At 76.8% G+C, this 25,351-nt stretch carries 6 protein-coding genes; 1 reads left to right on the forward strand and 5 read right to left on the reverse strand.

Going from position 1 to position 25,351, the window contains the following annotated elements:
* Positions 1-9: 9 nt before the first annotated feature.
* From ACFVXG_RS02960 to ACFVXG_RS02975, 4 genes are all read right to left on the reverse strand, one after another.
* On the reverse strand, positions 10-18,945 hold the full coding sequence (locus ACFVXG_RS02960; RefSeq protein ID WP_387923659.1) for a non-ribosomal peptide synthase/polyketide synthase: 18,936 nt from the start codon (positions 18,943-18,945) through the stop codon (positions 10-12).
* Between the two features lie 204 nt (positions 18,946-19,149).
* A complete protein-coding gene (locus tag ACFVXG_RS02965; RefSeq protein WP_387923661.1) occupies positions 19,150-20,544 on the reverse strand; it encodes a serine hydrolase domain-containing protein in 1,395 nt (464 codons plus the stop codon).
* 881 nt (positions 20,545-21,425) lie between these two features.
* A complete protein-coding gene (locus ACFVXG_RS02970; RefSeq protein WP_387923662.1) occupies positions 21,426-22,664 on the reverse strand; it encodes an MAB_1171c family putative transporter in 1,239 nt (412 codons plus the stop codon).
* Positions 22,661-23,239, reverse strand: a complete 579-nt coding sequence (locus ACFVXG_RS02975; RefSeq protein ID WP_387923664.1) for a ParH-like protein — start codon at positions 23,237-23,239, stop codon at positions 22,661-22,663. The genes ACFVXG_RS02970 and ACFVXG_RS02975 overlap by 4 nt, the downstream gene beginning before the upstream one ends.
* 204 nt (positions 23,240-23,443) lie before the next feature.
* Between ACFVXG_RS02975 and ACFVXG_RS02980 the strand changes: the two genes are divergently transcribed.
* Positions 23,444-23,911 carry a flavodoxin family protein gene (locus ACFVXG_RS02980; protein WP_387923666.1) on the forward strand — a complete coding sequence of 156 codons (468 nt, stop codon included), beginning with the start codon at positions 23,444-23,446 and terminating at the stop codon, positions 23,909-23,911.
* A 57-nt stretch (positions 23,912-23,968) separates the two neighbouring features.
* Here ACFVXG_RS02980 and ACFVXG_RS02985 read toward each other — a convergent pair whose 3' ends face one another.
* Positions 23,969-25,288, reverse strand: a complete 1,320-nt coding sequence (locus tag ACFVXG_RS02985; protein WP_387923668.1) for an MATE family efflux transporter — start codon at positions 25,286-25,288, stop codon at positions 23,969-23,971.
* Positions 25,289-25,351 lie beyond the last annotated feature (63 nt).

Here is a 25,351-nt window from a genome sequence, read left to right on the forward strand (position 1 = left end):
GTCGGATCCTCACCGTTCGTCATCGTCGGGGCCGCCGGACGCGGCGTCTTCGAGTTCGCTCAGCACCTGGTCCTCCACCAGTTCGGCCAGGTCGGCCACGGTGCGGGAGACCAGCACGTCGCGGGGGGTGAGCGTGACGCCGAAGGCATCGTTGGCGCGGGAGGCGATCAGCAGGGCCCGCACGGAGTCGCCGCCGAGCAGGAAGAAGTCGTCCGTGACGCCGACCTCGGTGCCCAGGGTGTCGGCCCAGATCCCGGCGACCGCCTCCTCGGTGGGCGTCCGGGGCGCCACCCGCTCGGCGGGGCCCGGGCCGACCGGACGGGGAGCGGGCAGTGCGGCGCGGTCGGTCTTGCCGCCAGGGGTGAGCGGGAAGCGGTCGAGGACCGCGAACGCGGTGGGGACCATGTGGCCGGGCAGCGAGCGGGCCGCGAGCGCCCGCAGTTCGGCGCCGGTCGGCGGCTCGGTTCCGGGGGCGGCCAGCAGGTGGGCGACCAGCCGGGGCAGTCCGGGCTCGTCCTCGCGGACGCTCACCACGGCGTCCAGCACCCCGGGGTGGCGCCCCAGGACGGCCTCGACCTCGCCCGCCTCGATCCGGTGGCCGCGCAGCTTGAGCTGGTGGTCGGTGCGGCCCAGGTAGTGCAGTTCGCCCCGGTGGTCGCGGCGCGCCAGGTCGCCGGTGCGGTACATCCGGCTGCCGGGCGGCCCGTACGGGTCGGCGGTGAAGCGGGCGGCGGTCAGGCCGGGGCGGCCGAGGTAGCCGCGGGCCAACGACGGTCCGCTCAGCCACAGTTCGCCCGGGGTGCCGTCGGGTACCGGCCGGAGCCGGGCGTCCAGGAGGTGGGCGCCGGTGCCGGGCAGCGGGCGGCCGATCGGCGGGGCGGCGCCGTCCGGGGCGAGCGGCGCGGACCAGGTGGCGACGACGGTGGCCTCGGTGGGGCCGTAGGAGTTGACCATCCGGTGGTGCGGGGCCCAGCGGGCGACCAGGTCGGCGCCGCAGGCCTCGGCGCCCACGATCAGGGTCTTCAGCGCGGGGAGGGTGCCGGGGGTGTCGGCGGGCAGGGTGGCCAGGGCGGCGGGCGGCAGCAGGGTGTGGGTGATCCGCTCGGCCCGCAGCAGCTCGGCGAGTCGGCCGCCGAGCAGCGGCCCGGGGGCGGGCACCACCAGTCCGGCGCCGTGCGGCAGGGCCAGGCACAGTTCCAGCACGGAGGCGTCGAAGCTGGGGGTGGCGAAGGCCAGCACCCGGTCGCCGGGGGCGACCCGGTAGTGCGCGGCCTCGGCGGCGGCGAAGGCGGCGAGGCCGCGGTGGGTGAGGACGACACCCTTGGGGGTGCCGGTGGAGCCGGAGGTGTAGATGACGTAGGCGGGGTCGTCCAGGTCGAGCGGGCGGGTCCGGTCGGCGTCGGTCGGCCGATGGGCCGGGGTGTCGTCGGGCGCCGTGTCGTCGGGTGGGGCGGCGAGCAGGGCCGCGGTCTCCTTGGCGTCCAGGGTGAGCGCGGGCGCCGCGTCGCGCAGCATCGACTCCACCCGCTCGTCCGGGTAGGTGGGGTCGACGGGGAGGAAGGCGGCGCCGGTCTTGGCGACCGCCAGCTCGGCGAGCAGCATCTCCGCCGAGCGCGGAAGCAGCAGGGCGACCAGGGTGCCGGGGCCGGCGCCGCGGGCGATCAGCCGGTGGGCCAGCCGGTTGGTGGCGCCCTCCAGTTCGGCGAAGGTCAGCTCCAGGCCGGGGGCGCTCAGGGCGGGGGCGGTCGGCCAGCGGTCGACGGCGGTCTCGACCAGCGCGGGCAGGGTGGCCGGGGTGACCGGGACCGCTGCCGGGCGGGACGGTCCGTGCAGCAGTCGGCGGCGTTCGCCGGGCGGCAGCAGGTCGAGGTCGTCCAGCCGGACGGTGCCGTCGGTGCCGGCCAGCACGGTGAGGGTGTGCAGCAGTTGGCCGGCCAGGCTCTCGGCGGTCGCGGCGTCGAGGTGGCGGGGGTCGTGGCCGAGTTCGACGGCGAGCCGCTCGCCGGGCGAGACGACCACGGTGAGCGGGTAGTTGGTGGCCTCCCGGGCGTCCAGGTCGCGGATCCGCGGGCCGTGGGCGGCGACCGTCCCCTCGTCGACGGGGTAGTTCTCCAGCACCACCAGGCTGTCGAACAGCGCTGTGCCCGGCGGGAGTTGGCTCAGTGCCTGGATCTCGGCGAGCGGCAGGTGCTCGAACCGGCGGTCCTCGGCGCGCTCCTCCTGGAGGCCGCGCAGCCAGTCGGCGCAGGGCCGGGTGCCGTCGACGGCGACCAGGGCGGGCAGGGTGGTGATGAACAGGCCGATGATGCCGTCCGAGCCGGCCAGGTCGGCGGGGCGGCCGGAGACGGTGGTGCCGAAGCACACCCGGTCCTCGCCGCTGCGGCGGGCGAGCAGCAGCGCCCAGGCGCCCTGCACCAGGGTGTTGAGGGTGAGCCGGTGGCGGCGGGCGAAGTCCTGGAGCCGCGCCGTCTCCTCCTCGCTCAGCCGGTGCGAGAGCCACTGCCCGGAGCGGGCGGTGTCGCCGGGGGCGGGCCGGCGGTGGTACGGCAGGGCGGTGGGGGCGGCGAAGCCGGCCAGGACGGAGCGCCAGTGCTCGGCGGCGGCGCCGGTGTCGCGGGCGCGGCGGGCGGCCAGCCAGCTGACGTAGTCCGCGAAGGGGCGCCGTTCGGGCAGGTCCGGCGCCTCCCCGGCGGTGAGCGCGGCATGCGCGGCCAGCACGTCGGCGAGCACGTGGAAGACGCTCCAGCCGTCCAGCAGCACGTGGTGGAAGGTCCACACCACCCGGATGCCGTCCGCCCCGAGCCGGATCAGCTGGAGGCGCAGCAGCGGGGCGCGGTCCAGGGCGAGCGGGCGGGAGCGCTGTTCTGCGAGCAGCCGTTCCAGGCGTTCGGTGCGCTCCGCCTCTCCGTACCCGCTCCAGTCGTGGTGGGTGACCGGGAGGGTGGCCCGCCGGTGCACCACTTGCAGCGGGACGGGAACGTCGTGCAGGGCGACGGCGGTGCGCAGCACGGGGGTGCGGTCGACCACGTGCTGCCAGGCGGCGGCCAGCCGTTCCGGGTCGCGGACGCCCTCCAGGACGAAGGTGAGCTGTTCGACGTACAGGCCGTGCCCGGCCTCGTCCAGGCCGTGCAGCACCATGCCGGTCTGGGTGGGGGTGAGCGGCTGGATGTCCGCGACCTCCCGTCCGGTGCCGGCCAGTCGGTCGACGGCGGCCTGGTCCAGCCGGGCGAGCGGGAAGTCGGCGGGGGTGCGGCCGCCGGCGCCGGGTTCGGCGCAGTGCCGGACGATCTCCCGCAGTTCGGCGAGCAGTTCGGCGGCGAGCCGTTCGACGGTGGCCCGGTGGTGGCGTTCGCGGGAGTAGGACCAGGTGAACTCCAGGCGGCCGTCCGCCACCCGGCCGAGCACGTCGAGCAGGTGGGGTCGCCGGGCGGCGGCGTCCAGGCCGCCGGTGAGCGGTCCGTACGGGGCGTGCAGCAGGCCGCCGGGGGCGCTGGTCCGGTCCTGCCGGCCCAGGTAGTTGAAGGAGAGCTGCGGCAGGGCGGGCAGCCCGGGGGCCCGGCGCAGGTGGCGCAGGGCGCCGTAGCCGAGGCCGCCGTGCGGGACGGCGCGCAGGTTCTCCTTGACGGCCTTGAGCACGGTGCCGGTGTCGGCGGCGCGGGGGACGTCCAGGACGACGGGGTACACCGCGGTGAACCAGCCGACGGTGCGGGAGAGGTCGACGCCGTCGAGGAGTTCCTCGCGGCCGTGGCCCTCCAGGGCGACGGCCACCCGGTCGCGGCCGGTCCAGCGGGCGAGCACCCGGCCGAGGGCGCAGAGCAGGACGTCGTTGATCCGGGTGCGGTAGGCCCCGGGGACGTCCTGGAGCAGCCGCCCGGTCTGCTCGGCGTCCAGGGCGACGGTCAGCGACTCCTCGACGGCGGCGGTGTCGGCGCCGTCCAGGTCGGTCGGCAGGGTGGTGTCGACGGCGCCCTCCGGGCGCTGCCAGTGGGCGAGTTCGCCGTCGAAGCCGCCGGCGGCGGTGTGCGCGGTGAGCCGTTCGGCCCAGGCCCGGAAGGAGGTGGTCTTGGGGCCGAGGTCGGGCCGCCGGCCGTCCCGCAGGGCGCGGTGGGCGGTGTCCAGGTCCTCCAGGACCAGCCGCCAGGACACCGCGTCCACCACCAGGTGGTGCGCGGCCAGCAGCAGGACGGGGTGGGGGTCGTCGGCCAGGCGGCAGAGGGCGGCGCGCAGCAGCGGTCCGGCGGCCAGGTCGAAGGCTCCGGCCAGCTCGCCGCGCAGCGCCTCGAACTCGGCCGCGTCCGCGAGGTGGTGGGTGGGCAGCTCCGGGGCGGGGCCGGGCGCGGTGCCGTACTGGTGCCACCGGCCGTCGCCGAGCGGCCGATAGCGCAGCCGCAGCGCGTCGTGCCGGGCCAGCACGGCGGCCAGCGCCTCCCGTAGCAGCTGTTCGTCGGTGTCGGCGGCGAGCCGGAAGGCGAGCGACTGGGTGAGCCGGGCCGGGTCCCCGTCCAGGGTGTCGAACAGCCAGTGCTGCACGGGGGTGAGCGGGGCGTCGCCCGTCACCGGGCCCTGTTCGGCAATGCCGGGCGCGTTCGGTGACTCCTCGGCGGCGCGGGCGAGTTCGGCCAGGGTCTGGTGGGCGAACAGGTGGCGGGGGGTCAGGGCGAGCCCGGCCCGGCGGGCGGCCGAGACGATCCGGATGCCCAGGATGGAGTCGCCGCCGAGGGCGAAGTAGTTGTCCTCCGCGCCGACTTCGGGCACGCCGAGGACCTCGGACCAGATCGCCGCGAGGGTGCGCTCGGTGTCGGTGCGGGGCGGCCGCGCACCGGACGCGGTGGGGGTGTGCCGCCGGGGTACGGGCAGGGCGCGTCGGTCCAGCTTCCCGGTGGCGCCGAGCGGCAGCCGTTCCAGCGGCACCACCAGGGCGGGCACCAGGTGGTCGGGGAGGCTCTGCCCGAGGAAGGCCCGCCACTCGGCGGGGTCGGGCAGGGCGCCCTCGCGGGCGACGGCGTAGCCGACCAGCCGCCGGTGGCCGTCCTGCTCGACCACCCGGGCGGCGGCCGCCGCGACCCGCGGGTGGCGGGCCAACGCGGCTTCCACCTCGCCGAGTTCGATCCGGAAGCCGCGCACCTTGACCTGGTCGTCGGCGCGGCCGAGGTAGCGCAGCTCGCCGTCGGCCGTCCAGCGGACCAGGTCGCCGGTGCGGTACATCCGGGCGCCGGGCGGGCCGAAGGGGTCGGGCAGGAAGCGGGCGGCGGTGAGGGCCGGGCGGCGCAGGTAGCCGCGGGCCACGCCGGTGCCGGCCAGGTACAGCTCCCCGGGGGCGCCGACCGGCACCGGGCGCAGCCGTCCGTCCAGCACGTGGGCCCGGGCGCCGCCGACGGGCCGGCCGATCGGCGGGTCGCGGTCGGGGTCGGCGGGGTCGCAGACGGCGGCGGTGGCGTAGACGGTGGCCTCGGTGGGGCCGTAGACGTTGAGCACCCGGCAGCCGGGGACGGCCTCCCGGACCTGGCGCACGGTGCGGGCGGGCAGCGCCTCGCCGGCCAGCAGCACGGTGTCGGCGGTGAGTTCGACGGCGTTGTCGGCCAGCAGCCCGCCGAGCGCGGAGGGCACCGCGCCGACCAGTCCGGCGCGCCGGGGGCCGGGGCGCTCGGCGAGGGCGAGCAGGTCGCGGAGGAGTTCGACGCAGCCGCCGGAGAGCAGCGGTGAGAAGATCTCGAACACCGAGACGTCGAAGTTGAGCGAGGTGGCGGCCAGCACGTGGGCGAGGCCGCGGCCGGTGAACTCCCGGGCCGCCCAGTCGGTCAGGGCCAGCACGGAGGCCTGGGCGACCACCACGCCCTTGGGGCGGCCGGTGGACCCGGAGGTGTGGATGACATAGGCCGGATGCCCGGGCAGCAGCGGGGCGGATCGTTCCTGCACGTCCAGCGCGTCGCCGCGCGCGGCGGCGAGCCGGGCGACGCAGGCCGGGTCGTCGAGCACGATCCGGGCGAACGGGCCCTCGGGCAGCCGCCGTCCGGCCCCGGAGTCGGTGATCACCGCCTCCGGCCGGACGTCCTCGAACAGGAAGCCGATCCGCTCGGCCGGGTGGCCCGGGTCGACCGGCAGGTAGCCCGCTCCGCTCTTGAGCACCGCGAGCAGGGCCACCACCAGTTCGGCGGTGCGCGGCAGCGCGAGGGCGACGAAGCGCTCCGGCCCGGCCCCGGCCGCGATCAGCAGCCGGGCCAGCCGGTTGGACTGCTCGTCCAGCTCCCGGTAGGTCAGCAGGGTGTCGCCGGAGCGGACGGCCGGGGCGTCGGGGGTACGGGCGGCCTGCCGGGCGAAGGCCTCGGGCAGGGTGCCCTCGGGCGGATCGGTCACCGCGCCGCCCAGGCGTCCGACCAGTTCGCGGCCCGACTCCGTTGCCAGCAGCGGCAGTTCGGCGGCAGGTCGGCCGAGGCCGGCCGCCATGCCGGCCAGCAGGGTGCGCAGGCTCGCCCCGAGGCCCTGGACGGTCGCGGTGTCGAAGGCGGCCGGGTCGTGGTCGAGGTCGATCGCGATGGACTCGCCGGGGGCCACCACCACGCTGAGCGGATAGCTGGTCGGCTCCAGGACGCTCTCGGTCTCCACCGCCAGGCCGTGCCTGGTCAGCGCCCCGGCGTCGAAGGGGTAGTTCTCGAAGACCACCAGGCTCTCGAACAGGGCCGTCCCGCCGGGCAGTTCACTCCAGGTCTGGAGCTGGGCGAGGGAGACGGAGTCGTACCGGCGGGCCTCCGACTGGGCACCCTGCAGCTCGCGCAGCCACTCCCCCAGCGGGCGCCGCCCGTCGATCCGCACCCGGGTCGGCAGGGCGTTGATGAACAGCCCCACCATCGAGGTGACGCCGGGGAGTTCGGCGGGCCGGCCGGAGACGATGGTGCCGAAGACCACGTCCTCCCCGCCGCCGTAGCGGGAGAGCAGCAGCGCCCAGGCGCCCTGGAGGACGGTGTTGACGGTCAGTCCGGCCTGCCGGGCGGTGTCCCGCAGCCGCTCGGAGAGTTCGGCCCCGAGGTCGATCCGCACCTTGGCGGAGGAGCTGGCCCGGTGGGCCCCGTCGGGGCGCCGGTCGCGGGGCAGTTCGGTCGGGGCGGGGAAGCCGGCCAGGGTGTCGCGCCAGTGCCGTTCGGCCTGCGCCTGGTCCTGCCCGGACAGCCAGCGCAGGTAGTCGGCGAAGGGGGCGCGCTCGACGGGCCGCGGCGGGAGCCCCGCGCTCAGCGCGGCGTAGCGCTCGCAGACCTCGTCGAAGACCTGGGCCGCGCTCCAGCCGTCCAGCAGCACGTGGTGGAAGGTCCACACCAGCCGCACCCGGTCGGGGGCCAGCCGGACCAGCGAGAGCCGCATCAGCGGCCCGGCGGCCAGGTCGATCCCGGCCTCCCGGTCGGCGGCGAGCAGCCGGGCGGTGTCCGCCTCGACCTGCTCGGCGGGCCGGTCCGTCCAGTCGTGCCGGGCGACCGGCAGGACGGCCCTCCGGTGCACCACCTGGAGCGGCTCGGCGGTGTCCTGCCAGCTGAGCCGGGTGCGCAGCACCGGGTTGGCGTCCGCGGTCCGCTGCCAGGCCTCGGCGAGCGCCGCCGGGTCGGTGACCCCGGTGAGCACCAGCTGGACCTGGTTGACGTAGGTGCGGCCGGCCGGCTCCAGCAGGCTGTGGAACAGCATGCCCGCCTGCATCGGCGTCAGCGGGTAGACGTCGGCGACGGCGCGGCCGTCCCCGACGATCCGGTCCACCGCGGCCTGGTCCAGCCGGGCCAGCGGGAAGTCCGCGGGGGTGCGCCCGCCCGCGCCAGGTTCGGCGCAGTGGGCGAGGATCCCCTCCAGCGCGTCCAGCATGCCCTCGGCGAGGGCGCGGACGGTGTCCGCGCGGTGCCGGCCGGCGCTGTAGTACCAGCCGATCTCCAGCTCCTCGCCCTCCACCCGGGCGACCACGTCCAGCAGGTGGGGCCGCTCGGCGCCGGGCGCCTCCGAACCGCCCAGGCCGCCGGGGACGGCCCGCACCAGGGCGGCGCCCTCGGCGGACCAGTCGAAGCGGCCCAGGTAGTTGAAGCTGATGCCGGGCGCGGGGGCGTCGGCGAACGCCTCGTCCCGGGCCAGGTACCGCAGGGCGCCGTAGCCGAGACCGCGGTCCGGGACGGCCCGCAGCTGCTCCTTGACGGACTTGAGCGCGGCGCCCCAGTCCCCGTCGGGAGCCTCGGGGACGTCCAGGGCGACGGGGTACAGCGAGGTGAACCAGCCGACCGTACGGGACAGGTCGACGCCCTCGAACAGGCCGTCCTCCCGGCCGTGGCCCTCCAGTCCGATCGCGACGGTGCGCCGCCCGGTCCAGTCGGCGAGCACCCGGCCGAGGGCGGTGAGCAGCACGTCGTCGATCCGGGTGCGGTAGACGGCGGGCACCCGGCGCAGCAGCCGGTCGGTCTGCTCACGGTCCAGCCGGACGGTGACGGCGCGCAGCTCGGCGGCGGTGTCGGCGCGCAGCTCGGCCGCGGTGCCGGCGCCCTCGCCGTCCACCGGCAGCGGGGCGGCGCAGGCCCGGACGGCCTCGGTCCAGTGGGCGCGCTGGGCGGCGAAGCCGCCGGCCTCGGTGCGGGCGCGCAGCAGGCGGGTCCACTCCCGGACGGAGGTGGTGCGGGCGGGCAGCCGCAGCGGGCGGCCCTCGACGGCCTGCCGGTAGGCGGTCTCCAGGTCCTCCAGCAGCACCCGCCAGGAGACGCCGTCGACGGCCAGGTGGTGGACGACGAGCAGCAGCCGGGCCGGGCCGGTGCCGCCGCGGAGGAACAGTCTGGCGGCGAGCAGCGGGCCGGTGTCCAGCCGGAACCCGGCCCGGGCGGCCGCGGTGACCGCCGCCTCGTCGTCCCGGTGGTGGACCGTCAGCAGCTCGGGGGCGGTGCCGTCGGCGGGCTCGCAGTGCTGCCGCCGGGTGCCGTCCGGGCCGGGGGTGAAGCGGCAGCGCAGGGCGTCGTGGTGGGCCCACAGGGCGGCCAGGGCGCGGCGCAGCGCCTCCGGGTCGACCGCGCCGGGCGTCTCCACCACCACGGACTGGTCGAAGTGGTGGGCCTGCGCCGGGTTCGGGTCCAGGAACCAGTGCTGGATGGGCGTCAGGCCGACCTCGCCGCTGACCGGTTCGGTGCCGACGACGGTCACCGCGGTGCCGGCGGCCGCGGCCAGCGCGGCGACGGTGGGGTGCCGGAACAGGTCGCGCGGGGAGAGCGCGAGGCCGGCGGCGCGGGCGCGGGAGACCACCTGGATGCTGAGGATGGAGTCGCCGCCGAGCAGGAAGAAGTCGTCGTCGATCCCGACCCGCTCCACCCCGAGCAGTTCCGCCCAGATCCCGGCCAGGGCGCGTTCGGCCCCGGTGCGCGGGGCGCGGTGGGCGGCGCCGCCGGCCGTCGACCAGTCGGGGGCGGGCAGCCGGCGGCGGTCGACCTTGCCGTTGGCGGTCAGCGGGAGCGCGGGCACCGTCACGAAGGCGGCGGGCAGCATGTAGTCGGGCAGGTCGGCGGCCAGGTGGGCGCGCAGGTCGGCGGCGGTGGGCACCCCGGCGCCCTCGGCGGGCACCAGGTGGGCGACCAGCCGCTTGCGCCCGCCGTCCCGGTCCAGGCCGACCACGGCCTCGGCGACGGCCGGGTGGGCGGTCAGCCGGGCCTCGATCTCGGCGGGTTCGATCCGGAAGCCGCGGATCTTGATCTGGTCGTCCGCGCGGCCGACGAAGTGCAGTTCGCCGTCCTCGCTCCACCGGACGGTGTCCCCGGTGCGGTACATCCGGCCGCCGGGCGGGCCGTAGGGGTCGGGCAGGTAGCGGGCGGCGGTCTCCCCCGGCCGGCCCCGGTAACCCCGGGCCAGACCGGCCCCGGCCAGGTACAACTCACCGGTGATGCCCGGGGGTTGCGGCTGGAGCGCGCCGTCCAGGACGTACGCCCGGGTGTTGTCGAGCGGGCGGCCGATCGGCAGCACGGCGGGCAGCGGGTCACCGGCGCGGAAGGCCCGGCGGGTGGCGAAGGTGGTGGTCTCGGTCGGGCCGTAGACGTCGACGACGGTGAGCCCGGGGCAGGCCTCCAGGACCCTCCGCACCACCGCGCCCGGCACCGCCTCGCCGCCGGTCCACACCTCCCGGGCGCCGCGCAGACAGCCCGGGTCCTCCTGGGCGAGCAGGCGGAACAGCCCGATGGTCAGGAACAGGCAGCGCACGCCCTGCTCGGTGACGGCGCGCCGGACGACGGCGGCGTCCACGTCCCCGGGCGGGGCGAGGACGGCGGTGCCGCCGCGCAGCAGCGGCACCCACAGTTCGTAGGTGGCGGCGTCGAAGGCGTGCGGGGAGTGCACCAGCACCCGGTCGTGGCCGGCGAAGGCGGCGTCCTGGGCGAGCGCGACGACGTCCCGGCGGCGCACCGCGACGCCCTTGGGGGTGCCGGTGGAGCCGGAGGTGAACATCAGGTACTGGAGGTTGTCGGGGTGGACGGTCGGGGCTGCGGCGCTGTCCTCCCAGCTGTCGGCCGGAGCGCCGTCGGCCGGAGCGCCGTCGGCCGGACCACCATCGACCGGAGCGCCGTCGACCAGCAACACCTGTTCTGCGGGGCGCAGTTGTGCGGCGGTTCCGGCCCGGTCGGTGTCGGTGAGCAGCAGCTCGGCGCCGGCCGCGGCGAGCATCCCGTGCAGCCGCTCGCGCGGCGCCCGGCCGTCCAGCGGGACGTACACCCCGCCGGTGCGGACCAGGGCCAGCTGGGCGACCACCAGCGCGACGGAACGATTCATCAGGACGCCGACCGGGCACTCCGGGCCGACCTCGCGTGCCGCCAGCCGACCCGCCAACGCGGCGGCGCAGGCGTCCAGTTCGCGGTAGCTCAGGCGCTCCTCGCCCGCCTCCACGGCGATCGCCCCGGGCGTGCGCCGCACCTGCTCGGCGAACAGCTCGGCGATGTCCCGCTCGGGCCGTTCGACGGCCGTGTCGTTCCAGTCGACCAGGACCCTCCGGCGCTCCCCCGCGGCCAGCAGCGGGATCCGCGCGGGCGGCCGTCCGGCGCCCTCGGGCAGGGCGGTCAGCAGGGCGGTGAGCTGCCGGGCGGTGCGCCGGATCGTCGCGGCGTCGAACAGCCGCGGGTCGTAGCACAGCCGCAGGGCCAGCTCCGGCCCTGGATGGGCGAGCAGGGCGAGCGGGTAGTTGGTGGTCTCGATCCCGTCCAGTTCGCGCAGCCGCAGGCCGTGGGCGGCGGCCGCGTCCTCGTCGACCGGGTAGTTCTCGAAGACCACGATGCTGTCGAACAGCGCGGTCTGCTCGGGGAGTTCGGTGGCGGCCCGGAGCCGGGTGAGCGGCAGGAAGCCGTGCCGGCGGTCCTCGCTCTGCTCGTGCTGGAGCTCGCGCAGCCAGTCCAGCAGGGTGCCGTCGGCGGGTACCGCGGTCCGGGTGGGCAGGGTGGTGATGAACAGGCCGGTCATCGTCTCCACCCCGGGCAGCTCGGGCGGGCGGCCCGAGGAGGTGGTGCCGAAGAGCACGTCGCCGCGGTTCGCCTGGCGGCCGAGCAGGATCGCCCAGGCGCCCTGGACCACGGTGTTCAGGGTGAGCCCGGCGCCCCGGGCCAGCTCCTCCAGGGCCCGGGTCGCGGGGGCGGGCAGGGTGAACGGCACCGCCCGGGTGGACTCGGCGCGGTGGCTGCCGCGCGGCTCGCGGTCGTAGGGCAGCGGGGTCGGCTCGGTGGTCCCGGCCAGCCGGGTACGCCAGTGCCGCTCCGCCTCGGCGGTGTCGCGCTCGGCCAGCCAGGCGAGGTAGTCGCGGTAGGGGCGGCGGTCCGGGAGGGTGCCGTACGGGAGCACCGCCGCGTCCGAGTCCGACGTGTCGGGGTTCGCCGCGTCCCGGTCGGCCGCGGCGGGGTCGGCCGCGTCCGGCTCGGGGCGGGCCAGGGCGGCGTGGACGGCGAAGACGTCCGAGAGCACCTGGAACAGGCTCCAGCCGTCCAGCACCAGGTGATGGAAGGACCACAGCACCCGCACCCGGTCCGCGGCGAGCCGGATCAGCACCAGCCGCTGGAGCGGCGCCCGGCTGAGGTCCAGGCCGCGGGCCCGGTCGCGGTCCAGCAGCTCGGCCAGCCGGGCGGAACGTTCCTCCTCGAGCACCTCGCGCCAGTCCAGCTCGGTGACCGGCAGCTCCGCCCGGCGGTGCACCACCAGCAGCGGCTCCGGGACGTCCTGCCAGCGGACCCGGGCGCGCAGCACCTCGGTGCGGTCGCTGACCCGCTGCCAGGCCCGGGCCAGCCGGTTCGGATCGGGCACACCGTCCAGGACGAAGTCCAGCTGCTGGAAGTAGGCTCCACTGTCGTCGTCCGCGAGGCCGTGGAAGAGCATCCCGGCCTGGGTGGGCGTCAGCGGGAGGACGTCCGCGATCGCGCCCGGGTCGTCGCCGGTGATCCGGTCCACGGCCGCCTGGTCGAGCCGGGCCAGCGGGAAGTCGGACGGGGTCCGCCCGGCGGCGCCGGGACGGGCCGCGAAGCGGGCGAGGTCGGCGAGTTCCGCGGCGTAGCGGCGGGCCAGCGCCTCGACGGTCTCCGGGCGGTACCGGGGCTCGGCGTAGTGGAAGCTGAACTCCAGTGTGTCGCCGACGAGTTGCCCCACCACCTCCAGGGGGTGCGGGCGTTCGGCACGCGGGTCGGCGTCCAGCTCCAGCGGGCGGAAGGTGCCGCGCAGCAGCCCGTCCTGGTCGCCCGAAACGTCCATCCGGCCCAGGTAGTTGAAGCTGATCCGGGCGGTCGGGACACAGCGACCTTCAACAGCCTGCGCCGTGCCGGGGCGGCCCAGGTGGCGCAGGGCGTCGAAGCCGAGCCCGCGCCGGGGGACGGCCCGCAGCTGCTCCTTGACCTGCTTGAGCACCGCGTCCCAGCCCGCCCCGGCGGGCACGGCCAGCGCGACCGGGTGCCTGGTGGTGAACCAGCCGACGGTGCGGCCGAGTTCGAGCTCGGGGAACAGCTCCTCGCGCCCGTGCCCCTCGACGTCCACCAGGACGTGCTCCAGCCCGCCCGCCCCGCACAGGGCCCGGCCGAGCGCGGACAGCAGCACGTCGTTGGCCTGGGTACGGTAGGTGTCGGGCAGGGTGCGCAGCAGGGCGGCGGTGTCGGCCGGGTCGAGCCGTACGGTCACCGAGCGGGCGGAGGCGTAGTCGTCGGGGGCCGCCGGGTCGTCGGGCGGGAAGGGGCCGGGGTCGGAGCCGGGGTCGGAGGCGAGGGCCGACTGCGACGGGAGGGCCCGCGCCCAGTACTCGGTCTCGTCCTCGAAGCCGCCCGCGGCCGCGAACCCGGCCAGCCGCTCGGCCCACTGCCGCAGCGGGGTGGACTTCGCGGGCAGGGCGGCCGCGCTGTCCCGGCCCTCGCAGCGGGCCCGGTAGGCAGTGTCGAGGTCCTCCAGCAGCACCCGCCAGGAGACCCCGTCGACCACCAGGTGGTGGACGGCCAGGTGCAGGACGGGCGGCCACCCGGCGCCCCGCGCGTGCAGCACCGCGCGCAGCAGCGGGCCGTGCTGCCCGCCGTGCAGCGTGAAGGGGCCCAGGTGGGGGGTGTCGCCGTCCGGCCCGGCGTGCCGGCCGAGCCGGAGCCGGGGGGTGTGCTCCTCGACCCGCCAGCGCGCGGCGTCCGACTCACCACCGGTCGTCAGGAAGGAGGAGCGCAGCGCGTCGTGGTGCGCGACCAGGTCGTTCAGCGCCTCCTCCAGCGCCGCCTCGTCCAGGTCGCCGGGCAGCAGCAGGGACAGCGCCTGGTTGAAGTGCCCGGCCCGCCCGGCGGACCGCTCCAGCCACCAGCGCTGGATCGGGGTCGGCACCCCCGCCCCGGTGGCGGCCGCGGCGGCGACGGCGGCGGGCCGTTCGGCGGCGTCCGCGCACCGGGCCAGCGCGGCGACGGTCTGGTGCCGGTAGAGGTCCCGGGAGGTCAGCGGCAGCCCCTCCTGCCGGGCCCGGGCCACCACCTGGATGCCCAGGATGGAGTCGCCGCCGAGGTCGAAGAAGTTGTCGTCCGCGCCGACCCGCTCCAGCCGCAGCACGTCCGTCCAGATGCCGGCGAGCGCCTGCTCGGACGGGGTGCGGGGCGCGACGTGGCGGACGGTCCGGGCGACCGGCCCCGGGGCGGGGAGCCGGCCGCGGTCCAGCTTCCCGTTGGGGGTGAGCGGCAGGGCGGGCAGCAGGACGACGGTCGCGGGGACGAGGTGGTCGGGCAGGGTCCGGGCGAGCGTGCGCCGTACGGCCTCGGGGTCCGCCCCGCCGGCCGGGCCGCCCGGACCGTTCAGGCCGTTCGAGCCGTTCGAGCCGTTCGGGCCGGGTACGACGTAACCGACCAGGCGCCGGTGGCCGTCGGTCTCGGCGACGGCGGCGGCCGCCTCGGCCACGCCCGGGCAGCGGCGCAGCGCCTCCTCCACCTCGCCCAGTTCGATCCGGAAGCCGCGGACCTTGACCTGCTGGTCGATCCGGCCGAGGTACTCCAGGTCCCCGTCGGCGTTCCACCGCACCAAGTCCCCGGTGCGGTACATCCGGCCGCCGGGCCCGCCGTACGGGTCGGCCACGAACCGGGCCGCGGTGAGCCCGGCGCGCCCCAGGTAGCCGCGCGCCAGGCCGCCGCCACCGAGGTACAACTCGCCGACCACGCCCGGTGGTTGGGGGCGCAGCCCGGCGTCCAGGACATAGGCCCTGGTCAGCCCCAGGGGTCGGCCGATCGGCGGGGCCTGCTCCGGCAGCCGGTCCCCGGCGAACCAGGCGGTGGCGTAGACGGTGGCCTCGGTGGGGCCGTAGAGGTTGGCGACGGCGCTGCCGGGCAGGGCCCGCCGCAGGTCGCGCACCGCCCGGGCGGAGAGCGCCTCACCGGCCAGCACCACGGTGTCCGGGGCGACCGGGGCGGCTCCCCCGGCGATCAGCCGGGAGACCGCCGAGGGCACGCCGCTGAGCAGGCCGACCGGGCGCGGCCCGTCGGCGTCGGGTTCGAGGGCGGTGAGGTCGGCGACCACCTCCACAGATCCGCCCACCAGCAGCGGGCAGAGCAGCTCGAAGACCGAGACGTCGAAGTTGAGCGAGGTGGCGGCGACCACGTGGGCCAGCCCGTCGGCCCCGAACCGCTCCGCCGCCCAGTCCGCGAGGACGGCGACGCTGCGGTGGGTGACCACGACGCCCTTGGGGCGGCCGGTCGAGCCGGAGGTGTGGATGACGTAGGCGGGGTGGTCCGGCAGCAGCGGCCCGAGCCGGTCGGCGTCCGTCAGATCGGCGTCCTCGGCGCCGTCGTCGGAGGCGTCCGCGCCGTCCTCCAGCAGCAGGACGGGGCTGCCCTCCGGCAGCGCGGCCGCCGTCTCCCGGGTGGCGAGGACCAGCACGGGCGCCGCGTCCGCCAGCATCAGCCGGATCCGCTCGGCCGGGTACGCCGGGTCCACTGGCAGGTACCCCGCGCCGGACTTCAGCACCGCCCACACCGCCGACGGCAGGTCGGCCGTTCGGGGCAGGCACAGCGCCACCAGCCGCTCCGGCCCCGCGCCCCGGGAGACCAGCAGCCGGGCGAGCCGGTTGGCCCGCCGGTTCACCGCCGCGTAGTCCAGCCGCACCGGGCCGTGGACGACGGCGGTGCGCCCGGGGGCTTCGGCGGCCCGGGCCTCGAACAGCGCGGGCAGTACCGGCACTTCGGGCAGTGCGGGCAGTGCGGCGTCCGGGGTCGCGGACCGGCCGGGCAGCGGCGGGTTCCAGGAGTCCAGCAGGGTGCGCTGCTCCTCCTCGGAGAGCATCGGCAGTTCGTCGAGGACGCGCTGCGGGCCGTCCGCCATCCCGGCCAGCAGGCGGTGCAGGTGGCGCGCCATCCGGGCCACCGTGCGCTCGTCGTAGAGGTCGGTGTTGTACTCGACGGTCAGCGTGCAGCCGCCCTCCCCGTCGGGGGTGAACTCCAGCACCAGGTCGAACCGGGCGGCCGGCCGGGGCAGCGGGTGGTCGGCGAACCGCAGGCCGCCCGCGAGGGCCGGGGCGGTCGGGCTCTGCTGGACGACCAGCACCTGCACCAGCGGGGTCCGGCTCGGGTCCCGGGGCGGGGCGAGTTCCTCGACCACCCGGTCGAACGGCGCGGCGGCGTGCGCGAAGGCGTCCAGCAGGGTGGTGCGCACGCCCTCCACGTACCGGTCGACGGTGGCCTTCCCGTCCACGTCGGCGCGCAGCACCACGGTGTTGACGAAAAAGCCGGTGACCTCCTCCAGCTCCCGCCGGTCGCGCCCGTCGGTGACGGTGCCGAAGGCCACGTCCCGCTGGCCCGAGTAGCGGGAGAACAGCAGCGCGGACGCGCCGGCGAACAGGGTGAACACAGTGGTGCCGCGCCCCGACGCGAGGTTCCGCAGCCGGGCCGTCAGCTCGGCCGGGAGGTGGTGGCGGTGCGCCGCGCCGGCGGTGGTGCGCAGTGCGGGCCGGGGCCGGTCGGTGGGCAGTTGGAGCGGCGGGAGCCCGGCCAGGCAACGCTTCCAGTAGGCGAGGTCGGCGGCCGCCCCGGCGCCCTGGCGGCGCTTCTCGGCGTGGTGCCGGTCCGCGTCACGCCCGTCCGCGTCACGCTGCTCCGCGTGGTGCTGCTCCCAGTGCGCGAAGTCGGGGTACTGGAGGCCGGGCGCGGCCAGCCCGTCCGGTTCGCCGGTGGCCTCGGCCCGGTAGAGCGCGGCGAGTTCGCGGGTGAGCACGCCGACCGAGCGGCCGTCGGTGACGATGTGGTGCTGGCCGAGCAGCAGCAGGTGGTCCTCGGCGGCGAGCCGGACCAGCAGCGCCCGGCTGAGCGGACCCTCCGCCAGGTCGTACGGGCGACCGAGATCCTCGGTGAGCAGCCGCTCGGCGGCCGCTTCGCGTTCCGCGACGGGCAGCGCGCCGAGGTCCGCGGTGTACAACGGCAGATCGGCGGCCTCGACAACACGCTGGACGAGCTGCCCGTCGAGGAGGGCGAAGGTGGTGCGCAGCGCGTCGTGGCGGGCGGCGAGCCGGTGCAGCGCCCGGCGCAGCGCCTCGACGTCGGGCGTTCCGCGCAGCCGTAGCGCCACGCCGGTGTTGTACTCGGTGCCGCCGGTGTCGAGGTCGTTCAGGAACCAGAGCCGGCGCTGGGCGCTGGAGGCGGGCAGCGGCCCGCCGCGCGGCGCGGGCGGGATCGGCTCCGGCGCCCGGTCGGCCGGCCGGTCGTCCAGCAGCGGGGCCAGGGCGGCGACGGTGCGGGCGGTGAAGACGTCCCGGAGGGTGAGCCGGGCGCCGAGTCGCTCGGCGATCCGGGCCAGGACGCGGGCGGCGAGGATCGAGTCCCCGCCCAGGTCGAAGAAGTCCTCGTGCACCCCGACCGCGTCGACCCCCAGGACCTCGGCCCAGACGGCGGCCAGGGCGCGCTCCCGGCCGGTGCGCGGGGCGAGCGGTTCGACGGCGCCGGGGCGGGCGGGCGCGGGCAGGGCGCGCTGGTCGACCTTGAGCTGCGGGGTGAGCGGCAGGGCGGGCAGGACCACGACGGCGGCGGGCACCAGGTGGGCCGGCAGGGCGGCGGCCAGGGCGGCGCGCAGGGCGGCCGGCTCCGGGGCGCGCGCCGGGTCGGCGGGGGTGGCGTAACCGACCAGGCGGGGGTGGCCCGGCTCGTCCTCCCGGACCACCACCACGGCCTGGTCGACGCCCGGCTGGGCCCGCAGCGCGGCCTCGACCTCGCCCGGTTCGATCCGGAAGCCGCGGATCTTCACCTGCCGGTCGACTCGGCCGAGGAACTCCAGCTGCCCGTCGGCGGTCCACCGGGCCCGGTCGCCGGTGCGGTAGAGCCGGGCGCCGGGCGGCCCGAAGGGGTCGGCGGTGAAGCGGGCGGCGGTCAGCCCGGGGCGGCCCAGGTAGCCGCGCGCCACGCCCTCCCCACCGATGTACAACTCGCCTTCGACTCCTGCCGGTTGGGGGCGCATCCGGGCGTCGAGCAGATACGCCCGGGTGTGCGGCAGCGCCGCCCCGATGGTCGGGGTGCCGGTTCCGGCGCTGAGCGGGCCGGTCCAGGTGGCGACGATGGTGGCCTCGGTCGGACCGTAGGAGTTGATCATGCGACGGCCGGGCGCCCAGCGGTCGACCAGCTCGGCGGGGCAGGCCTCGGCGCCGACGATCAGGGTGCGCAGGTGGCGCCCGGCCCCGGCGGGCACGGTGGCCAGGGCGGCGGGCGGGATGAGGGCGTGGGTGATCCGGTGCTCGTCCAGCACGGCGGCGAGCTCGGCGCCCAGCCAGGGGCCGTCCGGCGGGACGACCAGGGTCGCGCCGGCCAGGACGGAGCAGAACAGCTCCAGCACGGAGGCGTCGAAGCTGGGCGAGGAGAACTGCAGCACCCGGTCACCGGGGCGCACGGCGTAGCGCTCGACGGCCGCGGCGGTGAACCCGGCGATCCCGTGGTGGGTGACCACCACGCCCTTGGGCGTCCCGGTGGAGCCGGAGGTGTAGATGACGTACGCGGCGTGGTCGGTGCCGGGCTCGGCGCGGAGGCCGTCCACCGTGTCCCCGGCCGCGCCCGTCGCTTCGGCCCCCTCCATCGATTCGGCAACCCAGGCCGGGTCGTCCAGCACCACCGCGGGCGCGGCGTCGGCGAGCATCAGCGCCCGTCGCTCGGCCGGGTAGCCGGGGTCCACCGGCAGGAAGGCGGCGCCTGCCCGGGCGACGGCCAGTTCGGCCGCGACCAGTTCCATCGAGCGCGGCAGGACCAGCGCCACCGTCCGGTCCGTCGCCGCGCCGCGCCGTCTCAGCGCGCGGGCCAGGCGTTCGACCCGGTCGGCCAGTTCCCGGTAGCTCCAGGTGCGCCGGCCGTCGGTCAGCGCGGGTGCGTGCGGCGTCCCGGCCACCCGGGCGGCGAACAGCCCGTCGAGGGTGCGGCCCGTCGGGGACGGGTCGGTGGCGCCGTCCGGCGCCCCGGCGGTGTCGCGGGCCTGCGGCTGGGCGGACGGACGCACGGGCTGGGTGGGCCAGTCGGCCATGACGGAGGGTCCTTCCGGAACGGGGAGGGAGCGACACGGGCAACGGGGCGGGCGGGGACCGGCCCTCGGCGGCGCGGGAACGGTGGTGCGCCTGTGGCGCGGCTGTGCTGGGCACGGCAGGGTGCGCCGCGCAGGGGGTACAGCGGTTCGACGGTGGTGCGCGGCCGGGAGCGACTCACCGGCCGGCCGACTCCGGCTGCCGGCTCAGGCGGGCCCGGCCCGCCGCGCGGTGCGCCCGGACACCTGCACCCGGTCGATCACCCCGGTGGCCCGGTCCCGGTGGAACCACCCGCCGGGCTCGGGCCGACCGGTGTCGGGGGCGATCAGGTCGTAGCGGAGGTCGGCGAAGCAGCGCAGCGCGAGCGGCAGGTCGCCGTCCACGGAGAGGGTGAGCCCTCCATCGCCCGCAACCTCGACGCGGTACCGGATCCCGCCGTTGCGGTAGTCGCCCGCGCACTCCGCCGGGTCGACCGGGTCAGCCGGGGCCGCCGGGCCTGCCGAGGCCACCGGGGCGATCACGGCGGGCACCGGAAGGCCGATCAACTCCGATATTTCGGCGGCGAGTTCACGCCAGAGCGCGGTGGCCGAGCCGGCGTTGCCGGTGAAGGCGACCACCACTCCGCTGTCCGGCTCGGCCCGCAGGTGGCAGGAGGTGCCCATGGCGTTGCCGTCGTGGCCGCACCAGAGCCGCCCGTCCTGCCGGTAGAGCGCCAGGCCCGCTCCCCAGCCGTCGGCGAGCGCGCCCGGCCGGGCGCCGGGCTGCGGGCGGCGCAGCTCGTCGGCGACGTCCGCGGGCAGCGCCTTGGCCCGGCCGATCGCCGCGCCGCCGAACGCGGCCAGGTCGGCGGCGCTCAGCAGCAGTGCTCCGGCCGGCGCCTCCAGCGGGGCCAGGTTCTGCCGGACCGGCCGGACCCGCCCGGTCGTGGCGTTGAACGCGTGCCCGGCGGCGACCGGGCGGGCGGTACCGGGCTCGACGCCGGGCTCGGTACCGACTTCGGTGCCGAGGAAGGCGGGCACCGTGTCCAGCGGTTCCAGCAGCAGGGCCACGACGGCCTCCCGCCACGCCATCCCGGTCACCGACTCCACCAGGCGCCCGGCGGCGACGTAGCCGGCGTTGGAGTAGGAGAAGCCCGTCCCGGGTGGGAACAGCGCGTCCCGGGCGGTGCAGACCGCGGCCAGGTAGTGCGCCACGGTGGTCCGGGCGGCCGCGTCGGAGTCCGCACCTGCCGGGAGTCCACCGGTGTGGCTGAGGATTTGACGGATCGTCAGATCCGGGAGCTGCCGGAACTCGGGGAGGTGGGCGGCGACCCGGTCGTCGAGGTCGAGGTCCCCGTCGTCGGCGAGGAGCAGCACCAGCGCGGCGGTGTACGGCTTGGTGAGTGAACCGACCGGCACGGCGGTGTCCCCGGTGAAGGGGGTGCCGGTGGCGGCGTCGGCCACCCCGGTGTGCAGGGCGACCAGCTCCGCCCCGGTGTCCAGGACCAGTTGGGCGCCGGGCACCCGGTGGCGGCGCGCGAGCGTGTCGAGCCGGTGCTGCAACTCGCGCCGCAACAGCTGCGGGGCGCGCTCGCGGACCGGCGCGGAGGCGGGGTACGGCATGGGCGGTGGCTCCCGTTGACTGGTTCTCGGGTGCGGACGCGACGACGCGCCCGCGGATGAATTCCGGATTGGTGAGGAACGCCTTGCCGAATTTCCGGCCCCCGGCGCCGCACGGCGCAAAGAGCCGCGCGAACAACGTGATTGACCGGACACCGTCCGACTGCGGCCGACCCGACACGAACGGGATCGGGGGCGCCTCCCGGCGCTGAACGGCGCGAAAACGGCGCACGCGGAGGCGCTCCGGGCCGCGACGGCGCGCGGCGACCGGATGGCACGAATACGACCTGATTTCCCCGCTACTCCGAAAACTCCGGGCAGCCGAATACCCGGATCCGGCCGTCGGGACCGGACGGCCACCCCGAACACTCCGGCCTGCGGACCCGTCGGCCCGCACCCCGCAGGGTCGCCCCACCCGGCATCGCAATCCCCCCTGCGTCCGTCCCCCGGGGCCACCGTGCGGCACCCGCCACAACGACCCCGGGGGACAGCGCAATCCTCGACGGCGCGAACGTTCGAAAGACGAACGCGGAACAGTCTTCACGGCGGATCACCCGCTCGCAACCCCTTCCGATTGAACGGAAAGCAATTCTCATGGGAATCGGACCGGTGAAATCCCTGGTGTGGCTCCCGACCACGGACGGAACGCCTGATGACGCCTGTGAATTGGTTGGCCGAAACCGTGGTGGTCGGCTCGCAACGGCCTGTCACCAGATTTTCGCGGGCGCGGCAGAGTTACCACCATGACCCTCGGGGCGGGTGTGCGGAATTGCGGCGGAAGGTACTGGAGGGGAAAAGGCCGGGCCAATGGTCCGGATGAATCGAACGGCGTTCCGGACACCGCCCGAGGTGCGCACCGCCCGAGGTGCGCGCCGCCCGGCGGCTCACGGACGGTCGGGCCGGGCCGGCTGCCCCTCGCGCACCCGACGGCGCGCCTGCGCCACCACCGGCGAGTGCGCGAACGCGGTCGACACCCGCACCAGCCACGCCGTCTCCGCCGCCAGGTCGGCCGGGAGCTCACGCGGGCCGGGCCCGGCCGACGCGGCCTCCGCCACCGACTCCAGCGCCGCCGACCCCGACGCCACCGACTCCAGCGCCACCGACTCCAGCGCCACCGCGAGGGCGGCGGCCTCGACGACCGCCGCGTCCCCCGCGCTCGCCGCGGCGGCCCACTCGACCGCCTGCGGCCGGTGGTGCGCCCGCAGGGCGAGTTGGCCGTCCCGGATCTCGATCACCCGCCGGTAGAGCGCGAACTCCGGGTCGCGCAACGGCCCGCCCGGCCCCAGCCCGCCCACCGCCTCGGCCAGCGAGAGGCCGGGAACCGCCGTGCGCAGCGCGGTCCACAGCGGCCCGAGCCGCCGGTGGTCCCGCCAGGCCCGGGCCCGGCGCGCCGAGCGGGTCAGTGCCTCCGTCCACACCGCGAGCGTCGTCCCGCCGATGCCCAGCGCCAGGCACAGCACGGCGGCCGGCGCGGCGACGGTGTTCTCGGCGATCTCCTGACGGCCGGTCGCGACGGCCTCCAGCAGGGGCACCGCGCTCAGCGCCGACCAGGCCAGGCCGAACGCGGCCCCGGCGGCGATCAGCCGCAGTCCGGTGCGCGGCAGGCCGGGGGCCACCCGCCCGGACGAACGGAGGATCACCAGCCCGAACACCCCGACGCACCAGCAGCCGTGCGCGGTGAACAGCGCGTCGTACAGCACGAGTTGCGCCCGTCCACCGGCACCGGCCACCAGCTCGGTGCCCTCCGGCCGCACCCCGCCACCCAGGTACGCGGCCGCGGCGAGCGCCATCACCAGAGCCGAGCCAACCGCCTGACGCCGGCCCGCGGTGCCGCCCCGGCCGTCACCCCGGGGACGCAGCCCGTACCCGAGCAGGGCGAGCGCGCACTCCGCCCCGAGCTTGAGTTCGACGCCCAGCAGCGGGAGCAGTCGGGCGGCGCCGTCCCAGGGCACGGCGGCCCGGGTGCCGGGGGCGAGGACGGCCACGCCGGCACCGAGGCCGAGCAGGAAGGCCATCAACCGGCGCTCGCCCGGGGGCCTGCGCAGGCCACGGGTGAGCGCCAGTCGCACGACCGTCGCGAGCACCGCCTGCGCGCACATCAGGTAGGCGACGGCGGAGCTCAACTCCCTTCCTCCGTACGCTCCGGCGCGGAGAGCCCGAAGACGACGTCCAGGCGCACCCCACCGCCGGGCCCGTCCGCCCCGGCGCCGCCCGTCGTGCCCGGCGGCCCGACCAGCGGGAAGCCCGCGACGGGCTGCCGGGCGAGCGAGGCGATCAACTCCGCCTCCCGCTCCTCCGGTTCGCTGTACCCGTGCCGTCCGAGCACCCGGCGGACCAGCTCGTCGGAGAGGTGGGGGCGCAGGCTCCGGGGCACCGCCGCCGCCTCGGCGGCACCGTCCGCGCGCCCCCGGTGGTGGCACAACAGGTGGGCCAACTCGTGCAGCACGATGTGCTGTTGGTGGATCGGCGTGGTGTCGACGGGGTAGCCGATGTACTCGGCGCGGTCGGTGCTGACCAGTACGCCGCACGGGCCGCAGGTGCGGGACGGCAGGAGCAGCAGCTCGACCGGCCGGCCGAACCGGGCGCCCACCGCGGCGACCAGCCGCTCGGCGTCGAAGGGCCCGGGCAGCCGCAGTTCCGCCGCCAGAGTCCGGCACCTCCGCCACAGCTCCCGGCGCTCCCGGCGCGCGCTCGCCACCGGACTCAGCCGCCCCGGCGCGCGGTGGCGGGCCCACCGGGCCCGTGTGCTTCCATCGCCGTCCTCCCCACCCCGCCCCGCCCCCACGACCGGCCGGGCACCCATGCTACGGCCGCGGCGGCGTCTCCCCGGACTCCCGATGTCACGTTCCGCCGCCCTGTCCGGTCCATCGGGTACCTGCAGAGCGAAGGGAGCGTCTTCCTCATGAAAGCCGTCATCGTGTGCGTCTCGGTGTCCCACGGCAACACCCGGCGGATCGCCGAGGCCATGGCCCGGCCGCTGGCCGCGTCGGTGGTCGAGCCGGAGGAGCTGGACCCGGCCGAGCTGGCCGACTACGACCTGGTCGGCTTCGGCTCGGGCGTCTTCACCTGGCGGCTCCACCCGCGGCTGAGCCGGTTCATCCAGACCCTCCCGAGCACCGAACGGCCCGGCCGGGCCTTCGTGTTCGCCACCAGCGGCCTGCCCGAGCCCGGCTTCCGGCCCGCCACCCGACCGGCGGAGCGCACCCTGGCGGCGAAGGGCTTCCAGGTCGTCGGCGGCTTCACGGCCCGCGGCCACGACACCTGGCTCCCGTTCCGCCTGGTCGGCGGTATCAACAAGCACCGCCCCGACACCCACGACTTCGCGGCCGCCCACGCCTTCGCCGAGCACCTCCGCACTCCGGCGTCCTGAGCACGGCACACCCGCTCCCGACCCCCGCGGCCCCGCCCCGGGTGTCGGGAGCACCGCTCACTCCACCGACACCAACACCCGCCCACGCCCACGCTCCACCCCGCCGACCCCACCCCGGGCCAGGGCCACCAACACCACCAACTGCACCACCGCCCCCACCAGCTGCCCGAGCCACACGCCGTCCACCCCCCACCACCCCGACAACACCACCGCCGCACCCAGTTGAGCCCCCAGCCCCAACACCGCCGACACCACCAACACCCGCCCGGCCCCGGTCGCCTGGTGGTAGCCGCCGAGGGCGACCGCCGGGGCGTACGGCAGCAGGTAGAGGGCCGTCAGGTGCAGGAAGCCGACGGATTGGGCGGTCACCGTCCGGTCGTCGGTGAACAGCGCGGTGAGCGGCCCCGCCGCACCGGCCGCCAGCAGGGCCGCCGCCGCGCCCAGCCCGGCGGAGAGGCGGGCGGTGGCGCGCCGGAGGTCGCGCAGCGGCTCGGCCCGGCCGGCCCCGGCGAGCCGGGCGGCCCGGATGGCGGCGGCCTGGCGCAGCGCGTAGAAGGCCATGGTGAGGACGAGCAGCAGCCGGTAGCCGATGCCGTACCCGGCGACCGCCGCGACCCCGAACCCGGCGACCAGGGCGAGTTGGGCCGTCCCGACGGCCATCCGGGCGGTGAAGTCCAGGCCGAACGGCGCACCGGCGCGCAGGATGCCGGCGGCTGCCGCGCCGACGCCCCGCACCGGCCCGCCGATCCGGGGCCGCAGCCGCAGGGTGACGGCGAGGGCGACCGCCCGGGCGGCGGCCAGGGCCAGTGCCGCGCCCGGCACGCCGAGGGCGGGCAGCGGGCCGGGGCCGAGGATCAGCAGCGGGTCGAGGACCAGCAGCAGGGCGTTGGAGAGCAGCGCGATCCGCATCGGGGTGCGGGTGTCGCCGGCGCCCTTGAAGAGTTCGTCGGCGACGCGCTGGGCGAAGAACAGTCCGAAGGCCGGGAAGGCGACGGTGAGGTACTCGGCGGCCCGGATGGCGGCCTCGCCGTCGAGGAAGGCGGCCGCGATCCGGTCCCGCAGCAGGAAGCCGGGGACGGCGAGGGCGAGGGTGCCGAGCGCGCAGAGCCGCCAGGCGGCGCGGGTGATCCGGCCGGCCTCGTCGCGGTCCCCGGCGCCGAGGGCCCGGGCGAGCCGGACGCTGACGCCGGAGGCCACCACCAGGACGAGTCCGAGCAGCAGGTTCTCGATGGTCCCGGCCAGGGTGACGGCGGCGACGGCGGCCCCGCCGAGGCCGGCCACCCAGAGCGTCCCGATCACCGTGGCGATCACTCCGGAGAGCAGTTCGGCGTAGACCGGTCCGGCCAGTCGGGCCAGCCGGATCGACTGTTCGCGCATGGGTCCCCCCTCATCGCGCCGCCCACTCCACCACGGGCGGCTGCCTCGAGTAGATATACATCG

The sequence above is a fragment of the Kitasatospora sp. NPDC058162 genome (assembly GCF_042884005.1).
Lineage (GTDB): Bacteria > Actinomycetota > Actinomycetes > Streptomycetales > Streptomycetaceae > Kitasatospora.